Genomic DNA, 18653 nt, shown 5'->3' with positions numbered 1-18653 from the left:
GTCAGCTGTGACTATGGATCACAGCTTAGACGACATCTTGCCGCTCGAGACACTGCGCGCCTTCGATGCAGCGGCACGCACGGGGAGTTTTTCGGCAGCCGCGCAGAGGCTCAATCTCACCCATGGCGCTATCAGCCGGCAGATCGCCAAGCTGGAGGGCTGGCTTGGCCTGAAGGTTTTCGAACGCGGGGCGCGCGGCGTGACGCTGACGAACGAAGGCAATCGCCTGCATCTCAGGACCACCGAAGCCTTCGCGTTGATCTCGGTCAATTCGGACCGCTGGGTTGAACCGCGCGGCACCGCAGTGGTGCGGCTGGCCTCGATCCCCTCGGTAAGCGGCCTATGGCTGATGCCACGCATGGCGGCGCTTGAGAATGATCCCACCCGCCTGCGCATCGTGCTGGATATCGATAACCGCCAGGCCGATCTCGCCGATGAAGGCATCGATCTGTCGGTGCGCTGCGGACGCGGCCGCATCCCGGGCCGCGTTTCGATGCAGTTGTTCGAGGAGTATCTGTTTCCGATCGCCTCGCCGAGCCTCGCGCCGGAGATCGGCTGCGGCGACCCGGCCCGGCTGCTCAAATTCCCGCTGATCAACGATTCCGACGCATCCGGCTGGCGCGCCTGGTTCGCCGCGCAGGACATGGATTACCGGCCGCGCCCGCAGGACCGACGCTTCGAAGACTACAATCTGGTGCTCGATGCCGCCGCACACGGCCTGGGCATCGCCTTGGCGCGCCCGCCGCTCACCGAACACCAGATACGGTCGGGGCGCGTCGTGGCCGTCGACGATCGTGTTGTGCTCAATCCCGTTTCCTACTGGCTCGATCGTCCCGCCGGAAGGCCCCGCGCCGCTGCCGCCGACCTGTCGCGCCGCATCGCGGCGCAGGCCGGTGTGTCGGCGGAAAAGATCGAACACTTCATCGAAGCCGACACGTAGGTTTCAGAGCAGTTCATCGTTTCACGGAAACGGCGAACCGCTCTATGTCTTTGTTTTGCGCAATTCCATAGGGAAAGCGCTACGCGCTTTTCCCGGGAAAACCGTACACACTTGCTTTAGCGAATGGCCAACCAGACAAATGCAATGAGCGCGGCAACCGGCAGGCCCGTTGCGATGGGGCCGATGCCGACCGCGCCTTGTTCGCGATTCCCCGGTGCGGCTCCCTTTGGCTGGCCGGTCATGCGCCCCGGCACCACATTGTCGGCTGACGCCTTTTGCACGACGGATACCCGCGGCGAGACGAACGCCGGCCACGAGAGCGGCGCGGGCCGTGCAGCCCCACCGTCTTCGGATCTTGTGACCGCCACTGGCACGCTGCGCTGAGCCTCGTCGCCTGGCGACGTCTGCTTGCGCGCCGCAATCTCGGAAACGGTCTTTCCGGCGGTGTCCATGTCCGGCTCCATCGCCGCCTGATAGGCCCGCACGATCTGCGGTGCGGCCAATTGCTGCGACGTCTCGGCCGACGCGGGCGGCAGGGCCGCCAACGCTTCCAAGGCCGGTTGCGGGCGCAAGGCCGGCAGCGGCGGTCGCAAGGCCACCTTGACCAGCGCTGCCTTGAGCGCATCGGGTTTCGCCGACGGCACCGCCTGCGGCGTCATCGCCTCCTTGAGCAAGGAAGCCGGCCGAGCGGAAGAAATGTCCATCATGTCCCCACCAATGGTACTCTTCGGCTCATCAAATAGGATATCAGCATTGCCTCGAGCTTGTCCCATGCTTGACCTTGCCGGCAATTTGTGGCGATGAACTCGGCATGAAGCTCGGCACCAAAGCATGATGAACCGTTTCGAAGGCCCCGGCGGCAAGGAAGCCCGTATCCGCTATCTCGACGGCGACTTCCAGGTGACGAGCCCCGGCGCGTTCGTGCGCTGCGCCGTGACCGGCGAAAGCATTCCGCTCGACGAGCTGAAGTACTGGAGCGTCGAGAGGCAGGAGCCCTACATCAACGCCGCGGCCTCATTGCGCCGCGAGATCGAGGCGCATCCGGAATTGCGCAAGCGAAGCTGAGCAAATCCAGGAATGCGCAGCGATTTCTGTCCGCCGTTGCGTAAAAACCAAGAGGCAGAGCGGGTCGGCGATTCCATCGAAGGCTGAACGCCTTAGCCCTTAAGCTTAAGCTTACGCTGGCGCCAGGCATCGAGCGTCTCCCCGATGATACGTTCGGGAACGTGGTCGAGCTCGAAGACCGCGTCGATTTCCAGCACGTCGAGACGATCGAGAAAGTCCTTCGAGGCGCCGTGGCGCAGCCGGGCGGCATCCTTGGCGGTGGTGATGAGGCCGAGCCCTTCGGCGCGCGCGGTGGCCGCCAGTTCGGCAAGCTCATCCTCGGCGTAGAAATGATGATCCGGAAACGGCCGCTTCAAAGCCACCTCGCCGCCGGCCTCCTCTACCGTGTCGAAGAATTTCTCGGGGTGGCCGATGCCGGCGAAGGCAAGATAGCGTTTGCCGGCGAGGCGTTCCTTGCCGCTCGGCTCGGTGTGAGCCTCGAAGATCGGCCGGCCGGCGCGCGCCGCCTGGCGCACCACCGCGTCGGCGGCGGTGCCGTCACCCATCTTCAGCAACCCGCTGGTGAAGACCAGCTGATCGACGACCTTGGCCCTGAGCGGCCCGCCCGGGATGACACGGCCGTTGCCGATGCCGTACCGCGCATCGACGACGACCAGCGCATAGTCGATATGGATGCGCGCGCTCTGGAAACCGTCATCCATGATCAGGAAATCGCAGCCATGATTTTCCATGAGCAGTCGGGCGCCGGCGGCGCGGTGCGGCGTCACTGCCACGGGCGCGTGTTCGGCCAGCAGCAGCGGCTCGTCACCGACATGCCTGGCGCTGTCGTGTTTGATGTCGACGACATGCGGCTCGGCGAAGGAGCCGCCATGGCCGCGCGAGAGGAAACCGGGTTTGAGCCGCATGCGCCTGGCGTGTTCGGCCATGGCGATCGCCACCGGGGTCTTGCCCGTCCCGCCGACGGTGAAATTGCCGATGCACAGAACCGGCGCTTCGATCTTCTCGCGTCTGGCCCGCCGCATGCCACGGCCGGCGACGAATGCATAGGCGGCCGACAGCGGCGACAGCGCGAAAACGCGCCAGTCCGGCTCCTCCCACCAGAACGGCGGTGCTTCGGAGGCCATTTTAGCGCCCGTTCGCGCCCTTCAGGCGCGCCTTGACGACCAGCGGCTGGATATAGGGCTCAAGCGACTTCAGCGTGCGCGCCAGCGCGCCGCGCATCTCATCGACGGTCGCGGCGCCGGCCGCCATCATCTCATGGCGCGCGACTTCGTTGGTGAGCAGGAAGTTGACCGCACCGGCCAGCATGTCGCGGTCGCGCACCAGCTTGGCGCCGCCGCTGTCGAGCAGGCGCTGGTAGGCCTCGCGGAAATTCTGCACGTTGCGTCCGGCAAGGACCGCCGTCTCGAGCATGGCTGGCTCGAGCGGGTTCTGGCCGCCTTCGGAGGTGAGCGAACGGCCGACAAAGGCGATCTCGGTCATCCTGAGATAGAGCCCCATCTCGCCGATCGTATCGCCGAGCAGGATGTCAACGTCGGGCCCGATCCTGTCGGCCTTGCTGCGCCGCGCGACCTTGAGGCCCATGCCGGAAATCTGCTCGGCCAGGGCCTCGGCGCGGTCGGGATGGCGCGGGACTACGATCGTCAGCAGGCCGTGGTGACGCTTGTGCAGCATCGCATGGACCTCGGCGGCAACCACTTCCTCGCCGTCATGGGTCGAGATCGCCGCCCAGGTCGGACGGCCGCCAATCTGCCGCTGCAAGGTGGCCAGCGCCCGTTCGTCGACGGGCGGCGGGTTGGTGTCGACCTTGAGATTGCCGGAAACGGTTACCGGCCGGGCGCCGAGCGCGCGGAAACGCTCGCCGTCGACATCGGACTGGGCAACGACATGGGCAAGGTTCTCGAACAGCGCCTCGGCGATGTTGGGGCGCTTCTTCCAGGACGTGAAGGAGCGGTCGGACAGCCTGCCATTGACCAGAACCTGCGGCACGTGGCGGGCGCCAAGCTCGAGAATCGTCATCGGCCAGATCTCCGATTCGGCGATGATCGCCAGATCCGGCTTCCAGTGGTCGAGGAAACGGCTGACCGCCGGCTTGAGGTCGAGCGGCACATACTGGTGGATGATGCGGTCGCCCAATCTCTCGTCGGCGACCTTGGCCGACGTTACGGTGCCGGTCGTCAGCACGATATTGACGCCGTAGTCGAGTATGCTCTCGACCAGGGGAACGACAGCTATGGTTTCGCCGACGCTCGCGGCGTGGATCCAGATAACAGGCCCATCGGGGCGAGGCCGGCCGGCGACGCCGTAGCGTTCGCGGCGGCGGTTGCGGTCTTCCTTGCCGCGCGAGGTGCGCCAGGCAACATAGGGTCCGACCAGCGGATAGGCGACAGCGCCCGCCAAACGATATGCCGTCAGCATGGTACGCGCCCAGCGACCGCTCATCGCGGGGCATCCACGAGACGGTAGGCCTCGGCGGTCGCGGCATTGAGCGAGGCCGTCACTTCGAGGCGCTTGCGCTCCATCTCGGCGTCATCGGCATTGGCCGGCACGAAAACCGGTGTACCGATGATGATGGACGAGCGGCCGAACGGCAGGTTGATGGTCGTCTTGTCCCAGCTCTTCTCCAGCACCTTGCGGCGGCTGGTGGCAATGGCCGCCGGCAGGATCGGCCGGCCGGAGAGCCGCGCCAGGAGCACGATGCCAAGCCCCGCATCGCGCGGCGTGCCATGGGGGATGTCAGCGATCATGGCGACGTTCTTGCCGGCGACGAGCGACTTTTTCAGGGCGATCAGTGCCTTGGCTCCGCCCTTGTCGAGATGTTTGGCATTATCGCGCCCGCCGGAGCCGCGTACGGCCTCGATGCCGAATCTCTCGATCATCAGGGCGTTGAGTTCGGCATCGGCACTGCGCGACACCATGGCGACGAGCGGCCTGCCCTTGGGGTAGTAGGCCGGCGTCAACAGATGCTGGCCGTGCCAGAGCGCAATGATGCCGGGCTCGAATTGGGCATAGGCACCGCCGGTCAATTTCGCCGATCCGTCGACGACGCGGTTGGTCAGGCGCACCAGCCGAACGAACTGCGCCAGCAGGCCGACGATGATGTTCTTGACGAATCGCGACTGCGCCAGCGGCTTGCGGATCCTGCGCCAGAATGCCTTGGTGGCGCGGCTGCGGCCCCTGCCCGTCGGCGTAGCCTGGCCGGGCGGCGCTTTCGCCAGATCATTATCCATCGAAGTCAACCGACAGCCTTGTGGTCGGGGTCCAGGAGCCGATGCAGGTGCACGACGAAATAACGCATATGGGCATTGTCCACGCTGGCCTGCGCCTTGGCTTTCCATGCCGTATGGGCGGATTGATAGTCGGGATAGATGCCGACGATGTCGAGCGCGTCAAGATCGCGGAATTCGGTGCCGCCAAGCTTCTTCAGTTCGCCGCCGAACACCAGGTGCAAAAGCTGTTTCTTTCCGTCTTCCGCGGCCATTTCGGTCCTTCACATATTGTGAGTTTGTGACAGGTCTAGACCAAAGCCGCCGACTTTGGAACCTTCGATAATGCTTTCAATCATCCAGTCCGGCAATGACGCCCACGAGCACCGCCAGCAGTTCACCGCTGCCGGCGGCGAGCGCGCCATGGCGGGTCACCTCGCCGGCATAGAGCGGCGCGCGGCCATGCGGGTCGAGCAACTGGCCGCCCGCCTCGCGCAGGATAAGGTCGGCGGCGGCGATATCCCAGTCGTGCGCGTTCGGCTTTACGAAAGTGGCATCGAGCGTGCCGTTGGCGATCATTGCCAGGCGATAGGCAAGCGAAGGGCTGTAGGGCGCCCGCTTCAGCCGTTCCTGCCAGCCGGCCGGTATCCTGTCGAGCAACTGCTTCAATCCGGAAATTTCGGCCTTGTCGCCGGGCTGGCGCACCGCGATGCGGCTACCGTTGCGGAAGGCGCCCTGGCCAGGCAGCGCCCAGTAAGTCTCGTTAAGCGCCGGACACTCGAGCACGCCGGCAAGCGAACGGCCATGCTCCACGACGGCGACGCTGACACACCAGGTGCGCTGGCCTTCCAGGAAGCCGCGGGTGCCGTCGATCGGATCGACGACAAAGGTTCGGCGCGCCGAAAGCCGCACTGGATCGTCGACCGTCTCCTCGGACAGCCAGCCATAATCCGGCCGCGCCGCAAGCAGGGTCTGGCGCAAATACGCATCGGCGGCGTGATCGGCCTCGCTGACCGGCGAGGTCCCGCCCTTCATCCAGACCTGCGGGCTGTTCCCGAAGTAACGCATGGCGATGACGCCGGCCTCGCGGGCAGCGTCGCGCAGCAGCGGCAGATCCTCCGTGGCGCCGGTCGTGGTCAGATCATGCTCCGGCAAGGGTCATGCCTTCGATCAGCAGCGTGGGGGCAGCGGTGCCGAAATTGCGATCGAGGTCGCTTGCCGGCACCATGTTGAGGAACATCGTCTTCAGGTTGGAGGCGATCGTGACTTCGGCCACGGGATAGGCAAGCTGGCCGTTGTCGATCCAGAACCCCGAAGCGCCGCGGCTGTATTCGCCGGTCACCATGTCGACACCTTGCCCGAACACCTCGGTGACGTAGAAGCCGGTCTTGAGTGACGCAATCAGTTCTTCTGGCGAGCGCTCACCCGGCTCGATGGCAAGATTGGTCGAAGACGGCGAGACGGACGAGCCGCTGCGCGAACCGCGTCCATTGGTGACGAGACCCAGTTCCCGCGCCGCCGAGGTGGACAGGAACCAGTGGTTGAGCACGCCGTTCTCGACCATGAAAAGCTTGTCGCCTTCGACGCCTTCGCCGTCGAACGGACGCGAGGCCTGGCCGCGCCGCCTCAGCGGCTCGTCGGTGACGGTAATGGCCGATGCAGCCACCTTTTTGCCCATCATGTCGCGCAGGAACGACGTCTTGCGCGCGACGGCAGCGCCGTTGATGGCGCCCGCGAGATGGCCGGCAATGCCGCGCGCCACGCGCGGATCGAACACCACGTCGACCGGTCCGGTCGCGGCCTTGCGCGCGCCGAGCCGGCGCACGGCGCGTTCCCCGGCCTTGCGGCCTATGTCTTCCGGCGCATCCAGGTCGGCAAAATGCTGGCGCGAGGAGAATTCATAATCGCGCTCCATGCCGGTACCCTCGCCGGCGATGACGCTCGTGGAGCGCGAGAAGCGCGAGGCGACATAATGGCCGAGGAAGCCGTGCGAGGTGGCCAATACCAGCCCTCCGAGCCCGGCGCTGGCATTGCTGCCCGCCGAATTGGTCACGCCTTTGACGGCCAGAGCCGCCGCTTCCGCGGCCAGTGCCGCTTCCTTCAACTGGTCGGCCGATACTTCTGTTGCATCGAACAGGTCGAGATCGCGCGTCTGCCTGGCTAGCAGCGCCGGATCCGCGAGGCCCTGGTTGGGATCTTCGGGAGAGACCATGGCCATGGCGACGGCACGTTCGGCAAGCGCCTTCGGGTCGGACGCGGCAGTAGCGGAAACACTTGCCACCCGCTGGCCGACAAAGACACGCAGCGAAACGTCGTCGCCTTCCGAGGCCTCGGTGTTTTCGACCTTGCCCAGCCGCACCGACACACCGGTCGAGCGGCCACGCACCGCGACGGCATCCGCGGCATCGGCGCCAGCTTTTTTGGCAGCCTCGACCAGGGCCGCGACGCGGTCGGTCAATCTTGATGCGTCCGATATATCGCTCATGCGCGTGATCCTGCTGTTGCGGCTGGCCCGAGAGCCGCCGTCCCCCATCTATTGTTCCGGTCCGGCTTGTGCAATGGCACAAGCTTCAATCAAAATGCATCGGTTCAGCCGCCCATCGCGAAGCGCGGCACCGCATCGCCAGCACGGAGCATTTCCAATGACGCCTTTCCATCTTGCCTTCCCGGTCCGTGATCTCGATGAAACACGCGCTTTCTATGGCGAGGTGCTGGGTTGCGCCATCGGCCGCTCTTCGGAGACCTGGGTCGATTTCGACCTGTTCGGCCACCAGATGTCGGCGCATCTGCGGCCACCGGCCGCGCCGGCTGCCAGCGACGGCAAGGTCGACGGCATGGCGGTGCCGATCCCGCATTTCGGCGCCGTGCTTTTGATGGATGACTGGCAGCGGCTTGCCGCGCGGCTGGAAGCACGCGCCGACATAGACTGGCTGGAGCGGCCGATGATCCGCTTCAAGGGAGAGCCCGGCGAACAGGCGACGCTGTTCATCCGCGATCCCTCGGGCAACGCGCTGGAATTCAAGGGCTTTCGTTCGCTGGAGCAGATTTTCGCGCATTGACATGGTGCAAGCCGTGGCGCGCGGACTCAGGACCCGGCAACAGGCGTCCAGATCACATCCTCGATTTTTTGCGCGCCCGTGGCCAGCATCGCCAGCCTGTCGAAGCCGAGCGCGATGCCGCTGGCCTGTGGCATGACCGCGAGTGCCGCGAGAAAATCCTCGTCCAGCGGATAGCGCTCGCCATAGACGCGCTCTTTCTCGTCCATTTCCATGATGAAGCGCCGGCGCTGCTCCTCGGCGTCCGTCAACTCGCCGAAGCCGTTGGCAAGTTCGACGCCGCAGCAATAGAGCTCGAAGCGCTCGGCGACGCGGGGGTCGCGTGGGCTCGGTCGCGCCAGAGCCGCCTCGGCGACCGGGTACTCGCAAAGGATGGTCGCGCGGCCGATACCGAGATTGGGCTCGATCTTCTCCACCATCACCCGGCTGAACAGGTCGGCCCAGCCGTCGTCGGGCGCGGTACGCAGGCCGGCACCGGTAAGGGCCTGATGGAGCGAATCGCGGTCGGTGATGCCGTCGGCGCTGACCGTCGCAAGCAGATCGATCCCGGCATGGCGGGCGAAGGCGTCCGCCACCGTCAGCCGCTCCGGCTCCGCGAAAGGATCGCAGTCGCGGCCGCGAAAGCTGAAGCGCGTGGCCCCTGCCCTTGTCGCGGCCAGCGCCAGCAGATCCGCGCAATCCCGCATCAGGCTCTCATAGGTTTCGCCGACCCTGTACCATTCGAGCATGGTGAATTCGGGATGGTGCAAAGGGCCACGCTCGCGGTTGCGATAGACCGGGCCGAAGCTGAAGATCCTGGTCTCGCCGGCGGCGAGCAGCTTCTTGCAGGCGAATTCCGGCGACGTATGCAGATAGAGCGGCTTGCGCTGCCCGTCCGGCGCGACCGTCTCGGTTGCGAAGGCCGCCAGATGCGCCTCGTTGCCGGGCGATATCTGCAGGGCCGACGCCTGCACCTCAATGAAATCGCGGCGGGCGAACCAGTCACGCAAAACGGCGGCAAGGCCGTTGCGCAGCATCAGGCGCGGGCGGCGATCGGCATGGACATGCGGCGTCCACCAGGGCGAAGCGGCGGTCATGAGCGGTTTGAAGGCGCGCTGGTTCGCGTTGGGGGCTGGCGGTTCGCGCCGAGATGCGCTAGGCCCCCATCCAAAGCCGCACAAGCCGGCAAAGACCCGTCAACTCTCGCAGGATAAAAAACCGTGGTGAAAGTCATCGCCAGTTCGCTCCGCAAAGGCAATGTCGTCGACAAGGACGGCAAGCTTTATGTGATCCTCTTTGCCGAAAACATCCACCCAGGCAAGGGCACGCCCGTGACGCAGCTCGACATGCGCCGCATCGGCGACGGGGTGAAGGTTTCGGAACGCTACCGCACCACCGAACAGGTGGAGCGCGCCTATGTCGAGGAGCGCGAGCACACCTTCCTCTACGCCGACGGCGAAGGCTATCACTTCATGAACCCCGAGACCTACGACCAGGTGGCGGTGTCGGAAGCCGTCGTCGGCGATGCCGCCCCCTATTTGCAGGAAGGCATGCCGGTTCAGGTCTCGCAGTTCAACGGCATCGCCATCTCCCTGGTGCTGCCGCAGCGGGCCACCTTCGAAGTGGTCGAGACCGAGCCCACGACCAAGGGCCAGACGGCGTCCTCTTCCTACAAGCCCGCCCTGCTCTCCAACGGCGTGCGCACCGCCGTGCCGCCGCATATCGCGCCAGGCACCCGCGTGGTGGTGATGACGGCCGATGGGTCCTATGTGGAGCGCGCGAAGGACTGAGAGGACGGCGCCAGGCGTCGCCAGCTTCTCAGCCGGACCCTATTTTTAGCCGCTGACGATGATCGGCGGCATCGCCAATTGGCGCCGGCCGAGGCCGACGCTGCCCGGCCAAACAACAAGCGCAGCGTTATTTCCAGAAGCGTGTCGCACAAAGCCATCATCGTTCGTCCTTGTGGAAAGGAGAACGCCAATGAGAAAGCTTATCGTCACCGAATTCATCAGCGTCGATGGCATCGCCGAAGTCGAGAAACTGCCTGGCGTGACCTGGAACGACGAGATGAACAGGTTCAAGGAGGACGAGCTGGCTGACAGCGGCGCCATGCTTTTGGGACGCACAACCTACGAGATTTTCGCCGGCTCGTGGCCGAGCGAAACCGGAGACTTCGCCGACCGGTTCAACGCGCTGCCGAAATACGTCGCGTCCAGCAGTTTGAAGGTGCTCGACTGGAAACCGGCCGAGCTGCTCAGGGGGCCGCTGCCGGAGGCGGTCAGGACACTGAAGCTAGGTAGCGGCGGCAACATCTATGTGCATGGCAGCCTCAACGTCGCGCAGGAACTGTTGCGCCATGGTCTGGTCGACCGCGTCAGGCTGCTGAGCTACCCCGGCACCGTTGGCCAAGGCAAAAAGCTGTTTCCGGCCGGCGATCCGGTGTCGTTTGAGTTGATTTCCGCCAAGCCATTCAGCAATGGGGTGGTGGCGCTGGAGTATGCGCCGGTGCTGGCGAAATCGTAATCGGTTAGAGTGCCCTTCTTCCAGAGAGGACTGGAGGGCGCCTGGCTTTCGGGATCAAAACTATAGCGGTGACGTGAGGCAACGTGTGGACCTCGCGTCACCCGGTCTGCTTTCCCCGTCTTTGCTCGACAGCAGCACTTTCCCTAGCCTCCACAACCCTCTCCACCTCGCGCTTCAGCTGGTCCTTGATATCCGCCGTCTCGGTCATCAGGACCTCGATCTTGAGGAAGTCGAGCACGCGGTATTTGGACACCGCCGGGCGGATCAGGATGTCGGGCTGGCACTGCTTCAGCTTGTTGGCGATGATCGACTGCATCATCAATTGAGTGGCGCCGAACATCAGGTCGACGGAGGTCGGCCGCCTGTGGTCGGCCTCTTCCGGCGCGCCGACCACGTCGACGCCTATGATGATGTCGGCATCATCCTCGATCAGGTCGAAGGGCACAGGGTTGTAGATGCCGCCGTCGATCAGCAGCCGGCCGTCGCGCATCACCGGGCGGAACACGGCAGGAATGGCCGCTGAAGCCGCTAGCGCCGAATGCAGGTCGCCTTCGGCGAACACGGCCAGCTTGTGGCCGAAATAGTCCGTCGCCGTCACCTTCAGCGGGATTTTCAGCTCGGCGAAGGTTTCGGGAATGGCTTCGGGCAGGAAGGCCTTGAGGATGCGTTCGACATTGAACTGGCTGACGCGGATGCCGGCCTGCATGGCCTCGGCGATGGTGCCGGGCCGCGCCCGCCACATGCGGCTCGCCACCTCGGCGCGACGGCCGAGGATCGAGCGGGCATAATCATGGATGTCCTTGCCGGTCATGCCGGAGGCCATGCCGGCGCCCATGATGGCGCCGATCGACGAGCCGGCGATTGCGACCGGCCTGATGCCCAGTTCGTCCAGCGCCTCGATGACATGGATGTGCGCCAGACCGCGCGCGCCGCCGCCGCCAAAGGCGATGCCGAAGGTGAGGCTCATCCCTTGTTGGCTCCGGCCAAGGGCGGTCCGACGACCATGATGGTCGGCTCGGCCGACAAAAGCTTCTTCGCCGCGGCCTTGACCTGGTCGAGTGTCACCGCGTTGATGAGGCCGGTGCGGCGCTGAATGTAATCGACGCCGAGGTCGTCGAGCTGCAGCTCGACCAGGGTCGCGGCGATCGCGCTGGAGGAATCCAGGTTGTTGATGGCGTAGGCGCCGATCATGTATTTCTTGGTTGCCGCCAGTTCCGCGTCGGTCGGGCCGTCTTCGGCAAGCCGCTTGACCACGTCCCGCACGATGCCGAGGGTTTCGGCGGCCCGGTCCGATCGCGTGCCGGTGGTGACGATCAGCGCGTCGGCATGATCCTGGTTGATCAGCGAGGAATTGACGCTGTAGGCCAGCCCGCGCTTCTCGCGCACCTCCTGGAACAGGCGCGAGGTGAAAGTACCGCCGCCGAGAATCTCGTTCATCAGAACCGCGGGGAAGAAATCCGCCGCCTTGCGCTTCACGCCGGGCCAGGCAAGCTGCAGCGAGGTCTGCGGCAGGTCGTAGTCGACCTCGATATGCCGCGCCAGATTCGGCTCGACGTCGGCAACCGGCGCGAGCGCCTGGTTCTGCGGCAGGTTGCCGAACACCATGTCCAGTTTCTTCTTCAGCGTTTCCGGGTCGATGGCGCCGACCACCGCGACATGCAGTCCGCTCCGCGCGAAGACCGCCTTGTGCAGCGCCTTCAAATCGTCCCGCGTGATGGCGGCGATGCTCTGCCTGGTGCCCTGGTCGGAGCGCGAATAAGGATGATCGCCATAGAGCGCGCGCGCCCACCTGTCCTGCGCGATCGTATCGGGGTCGTTCTCTCCGGCGATGATGCCGGACAGGATCTGGGCGCCGATGCGATCGATCGGCGCCTGGTCGAAACGCGGCTCGTTGACCGCCAGCCGCAGCAGGTCGAACGCCTCGTCGCGCTGCTCGGCCAACATGCGCATGGAACCGTAGATGCCGTCGCGGGTCTCCTCGAAGCTCATCTCGGCGCCGGCGTCGTCGAGCTTCACCTGGAAGGCGTCGCTGTCCAGAGGGCCTGCGCCTTCGTCGAACAGACCGGTCATCAGATTGGCCAGCCCTTCCTTACCCGGCGGATCCTGCGTCGAGCCGCCCCCAAAGACGAAACGGATGGCCACCATCGGCACCGAATAATCCTCGACGAGCCAGGCGGTGACGCCCTTGGGCGACGTGACCTGCTGGATGTCCATGGCGCGGGCGGCAAGCGCCGGCAGGACCAGGAAGAAGATGGAAAGGAGCAAAGTGACAAGCGCTGCGCGTGCCCTCCCTTCTCCCCGTTTGGGAGACGGGAAAGAGCCGTGTTGCTCGCTCTTCATCATCAATTCCCCGCCTGTTGCTGCGGCAAGAGATAGCCGGTCGTCGACCGGGCCAGCACCAGATAGCGCGCGGCGACGGCCTTGATCTCGCCGGGAGTGATGTTGCGGATGCGCTCCGGCCATTGCTCGATGTCCTGCACATTGCCGCCGGTGGCAAGCTCGGCGCCATAGATATTGGCCATCGAATCCTGTTTGTCGCGGGCGAAAACCATCGAGCGGACATAGCGGTCCTTAGCCTTGTCCAGCTCCTTGACGGTGACGCCTTCCCTGGCGATGCGCACGACCTCCGCGTCGACGGCCGCCTCGACATCGACGAGCCTGGCGTCGCCGCGCGGCGTGCCATAGACGGTGAAGTTGGTGTCATCCAGCATGGTGCCCTGGAAATAGGCCCCGGCGTTGGAAGCGATGCCTTGCCTGACCACCAGCGCCTGATACAGCCGGCTGCGGTTGCCGCCGCCCAGTATTTCCGCCAGCAGGTCGAGCGCCTCGGCTTCGCCGGGCTTGGCCGTGTGGTAGGACGGCACCACCCATTGGGTGGAGAAATTCGGCACGCTGACGCGGGCGTCGGACAGCGTCACCGTGCGCCTGGTGTTCTGCTCCGGCTCGACCGGGCGGACGCGCGGCGGCAGGTCGGGCCCGCGCGCGATCTTGCCGTAGGTTTTCTCGGCCAGAGCCTTGACCGTGTCGGGCTCGACGTCACCGGCCACGATCAGCACCGCGTTGTTGGGCTGGTAGTATTTGTTGTAGAAGGCGATGGCGTCGGTGCGGTTCAACTGCTCCATCTCCTGCATCCAGCCAATGACCGGAATTCGGTAGGGCTGGTTCTGCCACAGCGTGGCGTCGAGTTCCTCTTCGAGCACCGCCTCGGGACTGTTGTCGATGCGCGAACGGCGCTCCTCCAGGATGACGTCGCGCTCGGTCTTGATGACATCGTCGGTGAGGATGAGGTTGCGCATGCGGTCGGCCTCGAAGCTCATCATGAGCTCGAGCGCCGACGGCGCCACCGTCTCGTGGAAGGCGGTGTAGTCGTAGGAGGTGAAGGCATTGTTGGAGCCGCCTATGTCGGAGACGGCGCGGTCGAACTCGCCGGCGGCGTGATTGGCCGTCGCCTTGAACATCAGATGCTCGAAGAAATGGGCGATGCCGGATTTGCCTGGCGGCTCGTCGGCGCTGCCCACCTTATACCACACCATATGGGTGACGATCGGTGAGCGATGGTCGGGAATGACGACCACTTCCATGCCATTGTCGAGCAGGAAATCCGTTACCTTGAACTCGGCCGGCCGCTTGTCGGCGGCGAAGGCCGCCGGGACCAGTCCGGCAATGACCAAAGCCAGCAATGTGGCCAAGAGCGTCTTGCGCAGCCATTCAGCCTGAAATGTCATCAATGGCTCCGGTTTCTCATGACGGACGATAGGCGGCGCGCCGATGTTGTGAAAGTGAATTGTTGATTTCTGGCATGGCACGACCTGCTCCCCTGGGAAGAGGGCTCGCATTCCATCTTCGCCCGCAAATGAAGCTTAACTCAGGCGGCCTCGACAAGCCGGATCAGCGTCTCGCCATAGTGGCGCTCGTCGACAACTGAAAATCCCGGTCCCGGCTCGAAAGGCGCCGCCGCTGCCTCCTCGACCACGCACAGCGCGCCGGGACGCAGCCAGCCGCCTTGCTTGGCCGACCTCAGCGCGCGTTCGCCAAGACCCTTGCCGTAAGGTGGATCGGCGAAAACGAGGTCGAACGGCGCCAGCGTGCCGGCCTCGCCCAGAGCCGTCGCGTCGCGCCGGAATATCTTGGTGCGGCCGGTCAGGCCGAAGGCCTCGACATTGTCGCGGATCAGGCCGCGGCCCTCCGCCGACTCCTCGATGAAGACGCCATAGGACGCGCCGCGCGACAGCGCCTCGAGCCCGAGAGCGCCCGTGCCTGCGAACAGGTCGAGCACGCGCGCGCGCTGCAACCGATCGGCAAAGCGATGCGCCAGCACATTGAAAACAGCCTCGCGGGTGCGGTCTGTGGTGGGGCGGATGGCGCTGCCGCGGGGCGTCGCCAGCGGGCGCCCGCGAAACTCGCCGCCGACGATCCTCATTTCGCCCTTGGACCCTTGAAACCGCCGCGCGGCCGCTCGCCGCCGCCACCCGGACGTTCGCCACGCGGCTTGCCGAACGGCTTTGGGCCGCCCGGCTTGCCGCCGGGCTTGCTATAGGCCGGCTTGAAAGACGCCTTGCGGGCCTTGGCTTCAGCGGCTTTGGCAGCATCCGCCTCCGCCCTGCCCTTGCCGATCGGCCGCGCGCCCGGCGCCATCCAGACATTGGCCTTGCGCTGGCCGGGCGGCTCGATCGGCCGCTGCTCGCGCTCGGATTTCTTGCCGCCCGGCTTGCCGCCAAAACCACCGCGCGGCTTGTCGCCGAAGCTACCGCGTTCGGGTCTCGGGCCGCGGTCGCCAAAGCTTTTTTCCGGCCTCGCGCCTCTGTCGGGGCTGGTCGACAGTTTGCCCAGCGCCTCGTCACGGCTGCCTTCGCGGCGCTTGCGGTTCTTGATCAGGCCACCCTCGCCGATCGGCCGGTGGTCACCCTCGCGCGAAAATCTCGGCCGCTCGGCCTCCTCGCGGCGCGGCTCGACCCGCCGCACCGGCAAGTTGGAAAACGGTTTTGTTATCTCGGCATCGAAATTGGCACCGGATTCCTCTATCAGGCGTTCGCCGAGCTGATCGCGCAACACCTTGCCCTTGATCTCCAGCACATGGCCTTCGGGGAGCTCGTCGAGCTGGAACGGGCCGTAGGAGATGCGGATCAGCCGCGTCACGTCGAGGCCGAGCGCACCGAGGATGTTCTTGACCTCGCGGTTTTTGCCCTCGCGCAAGCCGATCGTCAGCCAGGCGTTCGAGCCCTGCTCGCGGTCGAGGCTCGCCTCGATGGCGCCATAGAAGACGCCGTCCACGGCAATGCCTTCGCGCAGGCCCGCAAGCGCACTTTCCTCGACCTTGCCATGGACGCGCACGCGGTAACGGCGCAGCCAGCCGGTGGCCGGCAGTTCGAGCACGCGAGACAGGCCGCCATCATTGGTCAGCAGCAGCAGGCCTTCGGTGTTGATGTCGAGGCGGCCGATGGTCATCAGCCGGGGCAATTCAGCCGGCAGCACATCGAAGACGGTCTTGCGGCCCTCGGGGTCGCGGTTGGTGGTCACGACACCGGCAGGCTTGTGGAACAGGAACAGCCGAGTGCGCTCGATCGGCGGGATCTCCATGCCGTCGAGATGGATGATGTCGCCCGGCATCACATTGAAGGCCGGCGAAGACAGAACCCGGCCGTTGACCTTGACGCGGCCGGCCGCGATCAACTCCTCGGCGTCGCGGCGCGAGGCAAGCCCGGCGCGAGCCAGCCGCTTGGCGATCCGCTCGCCGGCTTCCTCGGGCGCCTCCGCAGGACGGGGACGGGACTTGAAACCGCCTTGCGGCCGGTCGGCAGCGAAATCGCGCTTCGGACGGTCTGCGAAATCGCGCTTCGGACGGTCAGAGAAGTCGGGCTTGGGCCGATCGGCAAAATCACGCTTAGGACGATCGAAGCGTCTTTCACCCGCCGCACCTTCAGCCGCCATTGGCCGCCCGCCGCGCGGTGTATAGGGCTTGCGCGGGCCTTCGTGGTTTTCATAAGACTTGCCTTGCGGACGCGGACCCTTGTTGAAGGGCCGCTCCGAGCGCCCGCCTTCCCCGCCTTCGCGCGGCTTGTACTCACGCTTCTGGGGCCGTTCGCCATCGGCGGCCATTGGACGGTCGCCACGCGGCGCGTAGGGCTTGCGCGGGCCTTCGCGGTTTTCATAAGGCTTGCCTTGCGGACGCGGACCCTTGTTGAAGGGCCGCTCCGGGCGCCCGCCTTCGCCGCCTTCGCGCGGCTTGTACTCACGCTTCTGGGGCCGTTCGCCATCGGCGGCCATCGGCCGCGCGCCGCGCGGCGCGTAGGGTTTGCGCGGCCCTTCGCGTTTTTCGAAGGGCTTGCCGCCGTCGCCACGCTTGGCAAACGGTTTCTTGGCGCCGAAGGCCGGCTTGCCGCCTTTGCCGGCATCGCGCCCACGCGCGCCCGCCGGTTTCGGACCGCTTTTGCCCGGACCCTTCTGGCGCGGAGATTTCTTGTCGTTGTCGTCCATGTGGCCTTTGTCCGTTTGCGCTGCTACAGCGTGGCGCATCCTTTCGGGCGCGCAACGAACGCTGTAGCATTTTTGATTTGGCGCATGATCATTTCCGAAAACCGTACCCGATTTTCGAGGTTATGCGCTCAATAACAGGATCACCGTCGAGTGGCGAGGAGATAATCGGAATGGAAACCCGCGTGAAGCGGCCCGATTTCATGGCGCTGGCGCTGGAGGAGGCGCAAGCGGCAGCCTCGCGCGGCGAAGTGCCGGTCGGCGCCGTCATCGCCAGCGCCGGCACGGTCATTGCCAGTGCCGGCAACCGCACCCGGGAGCTTGCCGATCCGACGGCCCATGCCGAGATGCTGGCCATCCGCGAAGCCTGCCGAAGGCTGTCGAGCGAGCGGCTCTCCGGACACGATCTCTATGTGACGCTGGAGCCTTGCGCCATGTGCGCCGGCGCCATCTCCTTCGCCAGGTTGCGCCGGCTCTACTTTGGCGCCGCGGACGAAAAGGGCGGCGCGGTGGTCAACGGCGTGCGCTTCTTCGCTTCGCCGACCTGCCATCACACGCCTGACATCTATGCGGGCATCGCGGAGGCCGAATCGGCCCTGCTGCTGAAGGATTTCTTTCGGGAACGCCGCGACTGAACGGGGTGCGATACCCGTCAGCAAAGCAAATGCGCCCCGCTTTTTACAGGGACGGCAGCCAGTCGAACCAGCCGCCCTTCTTGCCTTCCGCCTCTCTCTTCAGGCGGCGTTCCTTTTTGTACTCGTCTTCGCCGAGTTCGTTTTGCGGCGCCGTGCCGGATGCGACGCGATAGGCAAGGGGCGGTTCGCTCAGATATTTGCGGGTATTCGGATCGCCCTGCTTGCTTTCGGCAAGGCGGCGCTGGATATCGGCGGCGCGGCCCTTGTCGGAATCGGCAGGCGTCCAACGCGGCGGGTGACTCGAGCCGGATTCTTCCATCGCCTTCTTCACCGAGGCCGGATCCGTCTGCACGTCGTCGACGATCTGCGACTGGTAGGACGGATCATCCTGGTGTGCGGTGGCGTCGGCGCGCAGGCGGGCACGGCGCTGCTCGGGCGATTCTGGCCATTCGGCGCTTGCGGTCTCGATGCTATCCTGTGGCGCCGGCAGCGCTTCCTTCTGACCAGGCGCCGGCTTCACCAGGGTCGGACGCGGCTTGTAATCGATGTGTTCCTTCCGCTTCGGCGCGAACGAAAAAGCGCCCGTGAGATCGCCGGCCAATTGTTCGCCGGCGGTCTTGTCGGTGCCGTAGGTCGGAGAACCGACACATCCGGACAGAGCGAGCCCCGATGCGACAAGCGGCGCCAACAGCGCGAGGCGCGCGTTAAATCTCTCGGTCATGCCAAAAAGTCCCACTCTAGACAGCCTCTCGATCGCCGCCGGTCCCAAGGTCCGGTC

20 protein-coding genes are annotated in these 18653 nt (G+C 65.4%); 6 read left to right on the top strand and 14 right to left on the bottom strand.

The window, feature by feature from the left end; genetic code table 11:
* Positions 1-13: 13 nt before the first annotated feature.
* On the top strand, positions 14-940 hold the full coding sequence (locus tag LB545_RS19020; RefSeq protein WP_224705632.1) for a LysR substrate-binding domain-containing protein: 927 nt from the start codon (positions 14-16) through the stop codon (positions 938-940).
* 116 nt (positions 941-1056) lie between these two features.
* Here the strand turns inward: LB545_RS19020 and LB545_RS19015 are convergent, their stop codons facing one another.
* Positions 1057-1599: a hypothetical protein gene (locus tag LB545_RS19015; protein WP_224705631.1), complete on the bottom strand. Its 543-nt coding sequence runs from the start codon at positions 1597-1599 to the stop codon at positions 1057-1059.
* 172 nt (positions 1600-1771) lie between these two features.
* On the opposite strand from LB545_RS19015, the gene LB545_RS19010 reads away from it, so the two are divergent.
* On the top strand, positions 1772-2005 hold the full coding sequence (locus LB545_RS19010; RefSeq protein ID WP_140494196.1) for a DUF2093 domain-containing protein: 234 nt from the start codon (positions 1772-1774) through the stop codon (positions 2003-2005).
* A 92-nt stretch (positions 2006-2097) separates the two neighbouring features.
* Here LB545_RS19010 and lpxK read toward each other — a convergent pair whose 3' ends face one another.
* The 6 genes from lpxK to LB545_RS18980 all read right to left on the bottom strand — a co-directional run bounded on the left by lpxK (position 2098) and on the right by LB545_RS18980 (position 7696).
* Entirely contained in the window at positions 2098-3129 is a 1032-nt protein-coding gene (gene lpxK / locus LB545_RS19005; RefSeq protein WP_140560527.1) for a tetraacyldisaccharide 4'-kinase, read from the bottom strand.
* A 1-nt stretch (position 3130) separates the two neighbouring features.
* Positions 3131-4447: a lipid IV(A) 3-deoxy-D-manno-octulosonic acid transferase gene (waaA, locus tag LB545_RS19000; protein WP_140557085.1), complete on the bottom strand. Its 1317-nt coding sequence runs from the start codon at positions 4445-4447 to the stop codon at positions 3131-3133.
* Complete coding sequence (locus LB545_RS18995; RefSeq protein ID WP_140521674.1) at positions 4444-5235, bottom strand: lysophospholipid acyltransferase family protein; 792 nt, start codon at positions 5233-5235, stop codon at positions 4444-4446. The genes waaA and LB545_RS18995 overlap by 4 nt, the downstream gene beginning before the upstream one ends.
* A 5-nt stretch (positions 5236-5240) precedes the next feature.
* Positions 5241-5486 (bottom strand): DUF4170 domain-containing protein, encoded by a 246-nt coding sequence (locus LB545_RS18990; protein WP_140494203.1) that lies wholly within the window; start codon positions 5484-5486, stop codon positions 5241-5243.
* A 76-nt stretch (positions 5487-5562) separates the two neighbouring features.
* Positions 5563-6366, bottom strand: coding sequence for a 3'(2'),5'-bisphosphate nucleotidase CysQ (locus LB545_RS18985; protein ID WP_140583786.1), 804 nt, complete (start codon positions 6364-6366; stop codon positions 5563-5565).
* Positions 6353-7696 (bottom strand): TldD/PmbA family protein, encoded by a 1344-nt coding sequence (locus tag LB545_RS18980; protein ID WP_140557090.1) that lies wholly within the window; start codon positions 7694-7696, stop codon positions 6353-6355. The genes LB545_RS18985 and LB545_RS18980 overlap by 14 nt, the downstream gene beginning before the upstream one ends.
* A 157-nt stretch (positions 7697-7853) precedes the next feature.
* Between LB545_RS18980 and LB545_RS18975 the strand changes: the two genes are divergently transcribed.
* On the top strand, positions 7854-8270 hold the full coding sequence (locus tag LB545_RS18975; protein WP_140494209.1) for a VOC family protein: 417 nt from the start codon (positions 7854-7856) through the stop codon (positions 8268-8270).
* Positions 8271-8296: 26 nt separating this feature from the next.
* Here LB545_RS18975 and epmA read toward each other — a convergent pair whose 3' ends face one another.
* Positions 8297-9343, bottom strand: a complete 1047-nt coding sequence (gene epmA / locus LB545_RS18970) for an EF-P lysine aminoacylase EpmA (protein ID WP_224705630.1) — start codon at positions 9341-9343, stop codon at positions 8297-8299.
* A 123-nt stretch (positions 9344-9466) separates the two neighbouring features.
* Here epmA and efp point away from each other — a divergent pair, with 123 nt between their 5' ends.
* Positions 9467-10036, top strand: coding sequence for an elongation factor P (gene efp / locus LB545_RS18965; protein ID WP_140494213.1), 570 nt, complete (start codon positions 9467-9469; stop codon positions 10034-10036).
* Positions 10037-10226: 190 nt separating this feature from the next.
* Entirely contained in the window at positions 10227-10769 is a 543-nt protein-coding gene (locus LB545_RS18960) for a dihydrofolate reductase family protein (RefSeq protein ID WP_140880477.1), read from the top strand.
* 97 nt (positions 10770-10866) lie between these two features.
* On the opposite strand, the gene LB545_RS18955 is transcribed toward LB545_RS18960, so the two are convergent.
* From LB545_RS18955 to LB545_RS18935, 5 genes are all read right to left on the bottom strand, one after another.
* Positions 10867-11736 (bottom strand): patatin-like phospholipase family protein, encoded by an 870-nt coding sequence (locus LB545_RS18955; protein WP_140494217.1) that lies wholly within the window; start codon positions 11734-11736, stop codon positions 10867-10869.
* On the bottom strand, positions 11733-13109 hold the full coding sequence (locus LB545_RS18950) for a M16 family metallopeptidase (RefSeq protein ID WP_181168491.1): 1377 nt from the start codon (positions 13107-13109) through the stop codon (positions 11733-11735). Before LB545_RS18950 ends, LB545_RS18955 begins: the two co-directional genes overlap by 4 nt.
* 2 nt (positions 13110-13111) lie before the next feature.
* Positions 13112-14494, bottom strand: a complete 1383-nt coding sequence (locus LB545_RS18945) for a M16 family metallopeptidase (RefSeq protein ID WP_224705629.1) — start codon at positions 14492-14494, stop codon at positions 13112-13114.
* Between the two features lie 140 nt (positions 14495-14634).
* Positions 14635-15189, bottom strand: coding sequence for a 16S rRNA (guanine(966)-N(2))-methyltransferase RsmD (gene rsmD, locus LB545_RS18940; protein ID WP_140494223.1), 555 nt, complete (start codon positions 15187-15189; stop codon positions 14635-14637).
* Positions 15186-17243, bottom strand: a complete 2058-nt coding sequence (locus LB545_RS18935) for a pseudouridine synthase (RefSeq protein ID WP_224705628.1) — start codon at positions 17241-17243, stop codon at positions 15186-15188. The genes rsmD and LB545_RS18935 overlap by 4 nt, the downstream gene beginning before the upstream one ends.
* 182 nt (positions 17244-17425) lie before the next feature.
* Here LB545_RS18935 and LB545_RS18930 point away from each other — a divergent pair, with 182 nt between their 5' ends.
* A complete protein-coding gene (locus LB545_RS18930) occupies positions 17426-17875 on the top strand; it encodes a nucleoside deaminase (RefSeq protein ID WP_140495017.1) in 450 nt (149 codons plus the stop codon).
* A 43-nt stretch (positions 17876-17918) separates the two neighbouring features.
* On the opposite strand, the gene LB545_RS18925 is transcribed toward LB545_RS18930, so the two are convergent.
* Positions 17919-18596, bottom strand: a complete 678-nt coding sequence (locus tag LB545_RS18925; RefSeq protein ID WP_140494227.1) for a hypothetical protein — start codon at positions 18594-18596, stop codon at positions 17919-17921.
* Positions 18597-18653 lie beyond the last annotated feature (57 nt).

Source organism: Mesorhizobium sp. BR1-1-6 (assembly GCF_020165355.1).
Lineage (GTDB): Bacteria > Pseudomonadota > Alphaproteobacteria > Rhizobiales > Rhizobiaceae > Mesorhizobium.
This window is presented reverse-complemented; position numbering and strand designations above follow the sequence as displayed.

Excerpts from the sequence above, each read along its gene's own strand:
- LB545_RS19020 (WP_224705632.1), top strand. The coding sequence starts at position 14 with ATGGATCACAGCTTAGACGACATCTTGCCGCTCGAGACACTGCGCGCC.
- LB545_RS19015 (WP_224705631.1), bottom strand. The coding sequence starts at position 1,599 with ATGACGCCGCAGGCGGTGCCGTCGGCGAAACCCGATGCGCTCAAGGCA.
- LB545_RS19010 (WP_140494196.1), top strand. The coding sequence starts at position 1,772 with ATGATGAACCGTTTCGAAGGCCCCGGCGGCAAGGAAGCCCGTATCCGC.
- lpxK (WP_140560527.1), bottom strand. The coding sequence starts at position 3,129 with ATGGCCTCCGAAGCACCGCCGTTCTGGTGGGAGGAGCCGGACTGGCGC.
- waaA (WP_140557085.1), bottom strand. The coding sequence starts at position 4,447 with ATGAGCGGTCGCTGGGCGCGTACCATGCTGACGGCATATCGTTTGGCG.
- LB545_RS18995 (WP_140521674.1), bottom strand. The coding sequence starts at position 5,235 with ATGGATAATGATCTGGCGAAAGCGCCGCCCGGCCAGGCTACGCCGACG.
- LB545_RS18990 (WP_140494203.1), bottom strand. The coding sequence starts at position 5,486 with ATGGCCGCGGAAGACGGAAAGAAACAGCTTTTGCACCTGGTGTTCGGC.
- LB545_RS18980 (WP_140557090.1), bottom strand. The coding sequence starts at position 7,696 with ATGAGCGATATATCGGACGCATCAAGATTGACCGACCGCGTCGCGGCC.
- LB545_RS18975 (WP_140494209.1), top strand. The coding sequence starts at position 7,854 with ATGACGCCTTTCCATCTTGCCTTCCCGGTCCGTGATCTCGATGAAACA.
- epmA (WP_224705630.1), bottom strand. The coding sequence starts at position 9,343 with ATGACCGCCGCTTCGCCCTGGTGGACGCCGCATGTCCATGCCGATCGC.
- LB545_RS18960 (WP_140880477.1), top strand. The coding sequence starts at position 10,227 with ATGAGAAAGCTTATCGTCACCGAATTCATCAGCGTCGATGGCATCGCC.
- LB545_RS18955 (WP_140494217.1), bottom strand. The coding sequence starts at position 11,736 with ATGAGCCTCACCTTCGGCATCGCCTTTGGCGGCGGCGGCGCGCGCGGT.
- LB545_RS18950 (WP_181168491.1), bottom strand. The coding sequence starts at position 13,109 with ATGAAGAGCGAGCAACACGGCTCTTTCCCGTCTCCCAAACGGGGAGAA.
- LB545_RS18945 (WP_224705629.1), bottom strand. The coding sequence starts at position 14,494 with ATGACATTTCAGGCTGAATGGCTGCGCAAGACGCTCTTGGCCACATTG.
- rsmD (WP_140494223.1), bottom strand. The coding sequence starts at position 15,189 with ATGAGGATCGTCGGCGGCGAGTTTCGCGGGCGCCCGCTGGCGACGCCC.
- LB545_RS18935 (WP_224705628.1), bottom strand. The coding sequence starts at position 17,243 with ATGGACGACAACGACAAGAAATCTCCGCGCCAGAAGGGTCCGGGCAAA.
- LB545_RS18925 (WP_140494227.1), bottom strand. The coding sequence starts at position 18,596 with ATGACCGAGAGATTTAACGCGCGCCTCGCGCTGTTGGCGCCGCTTGTC.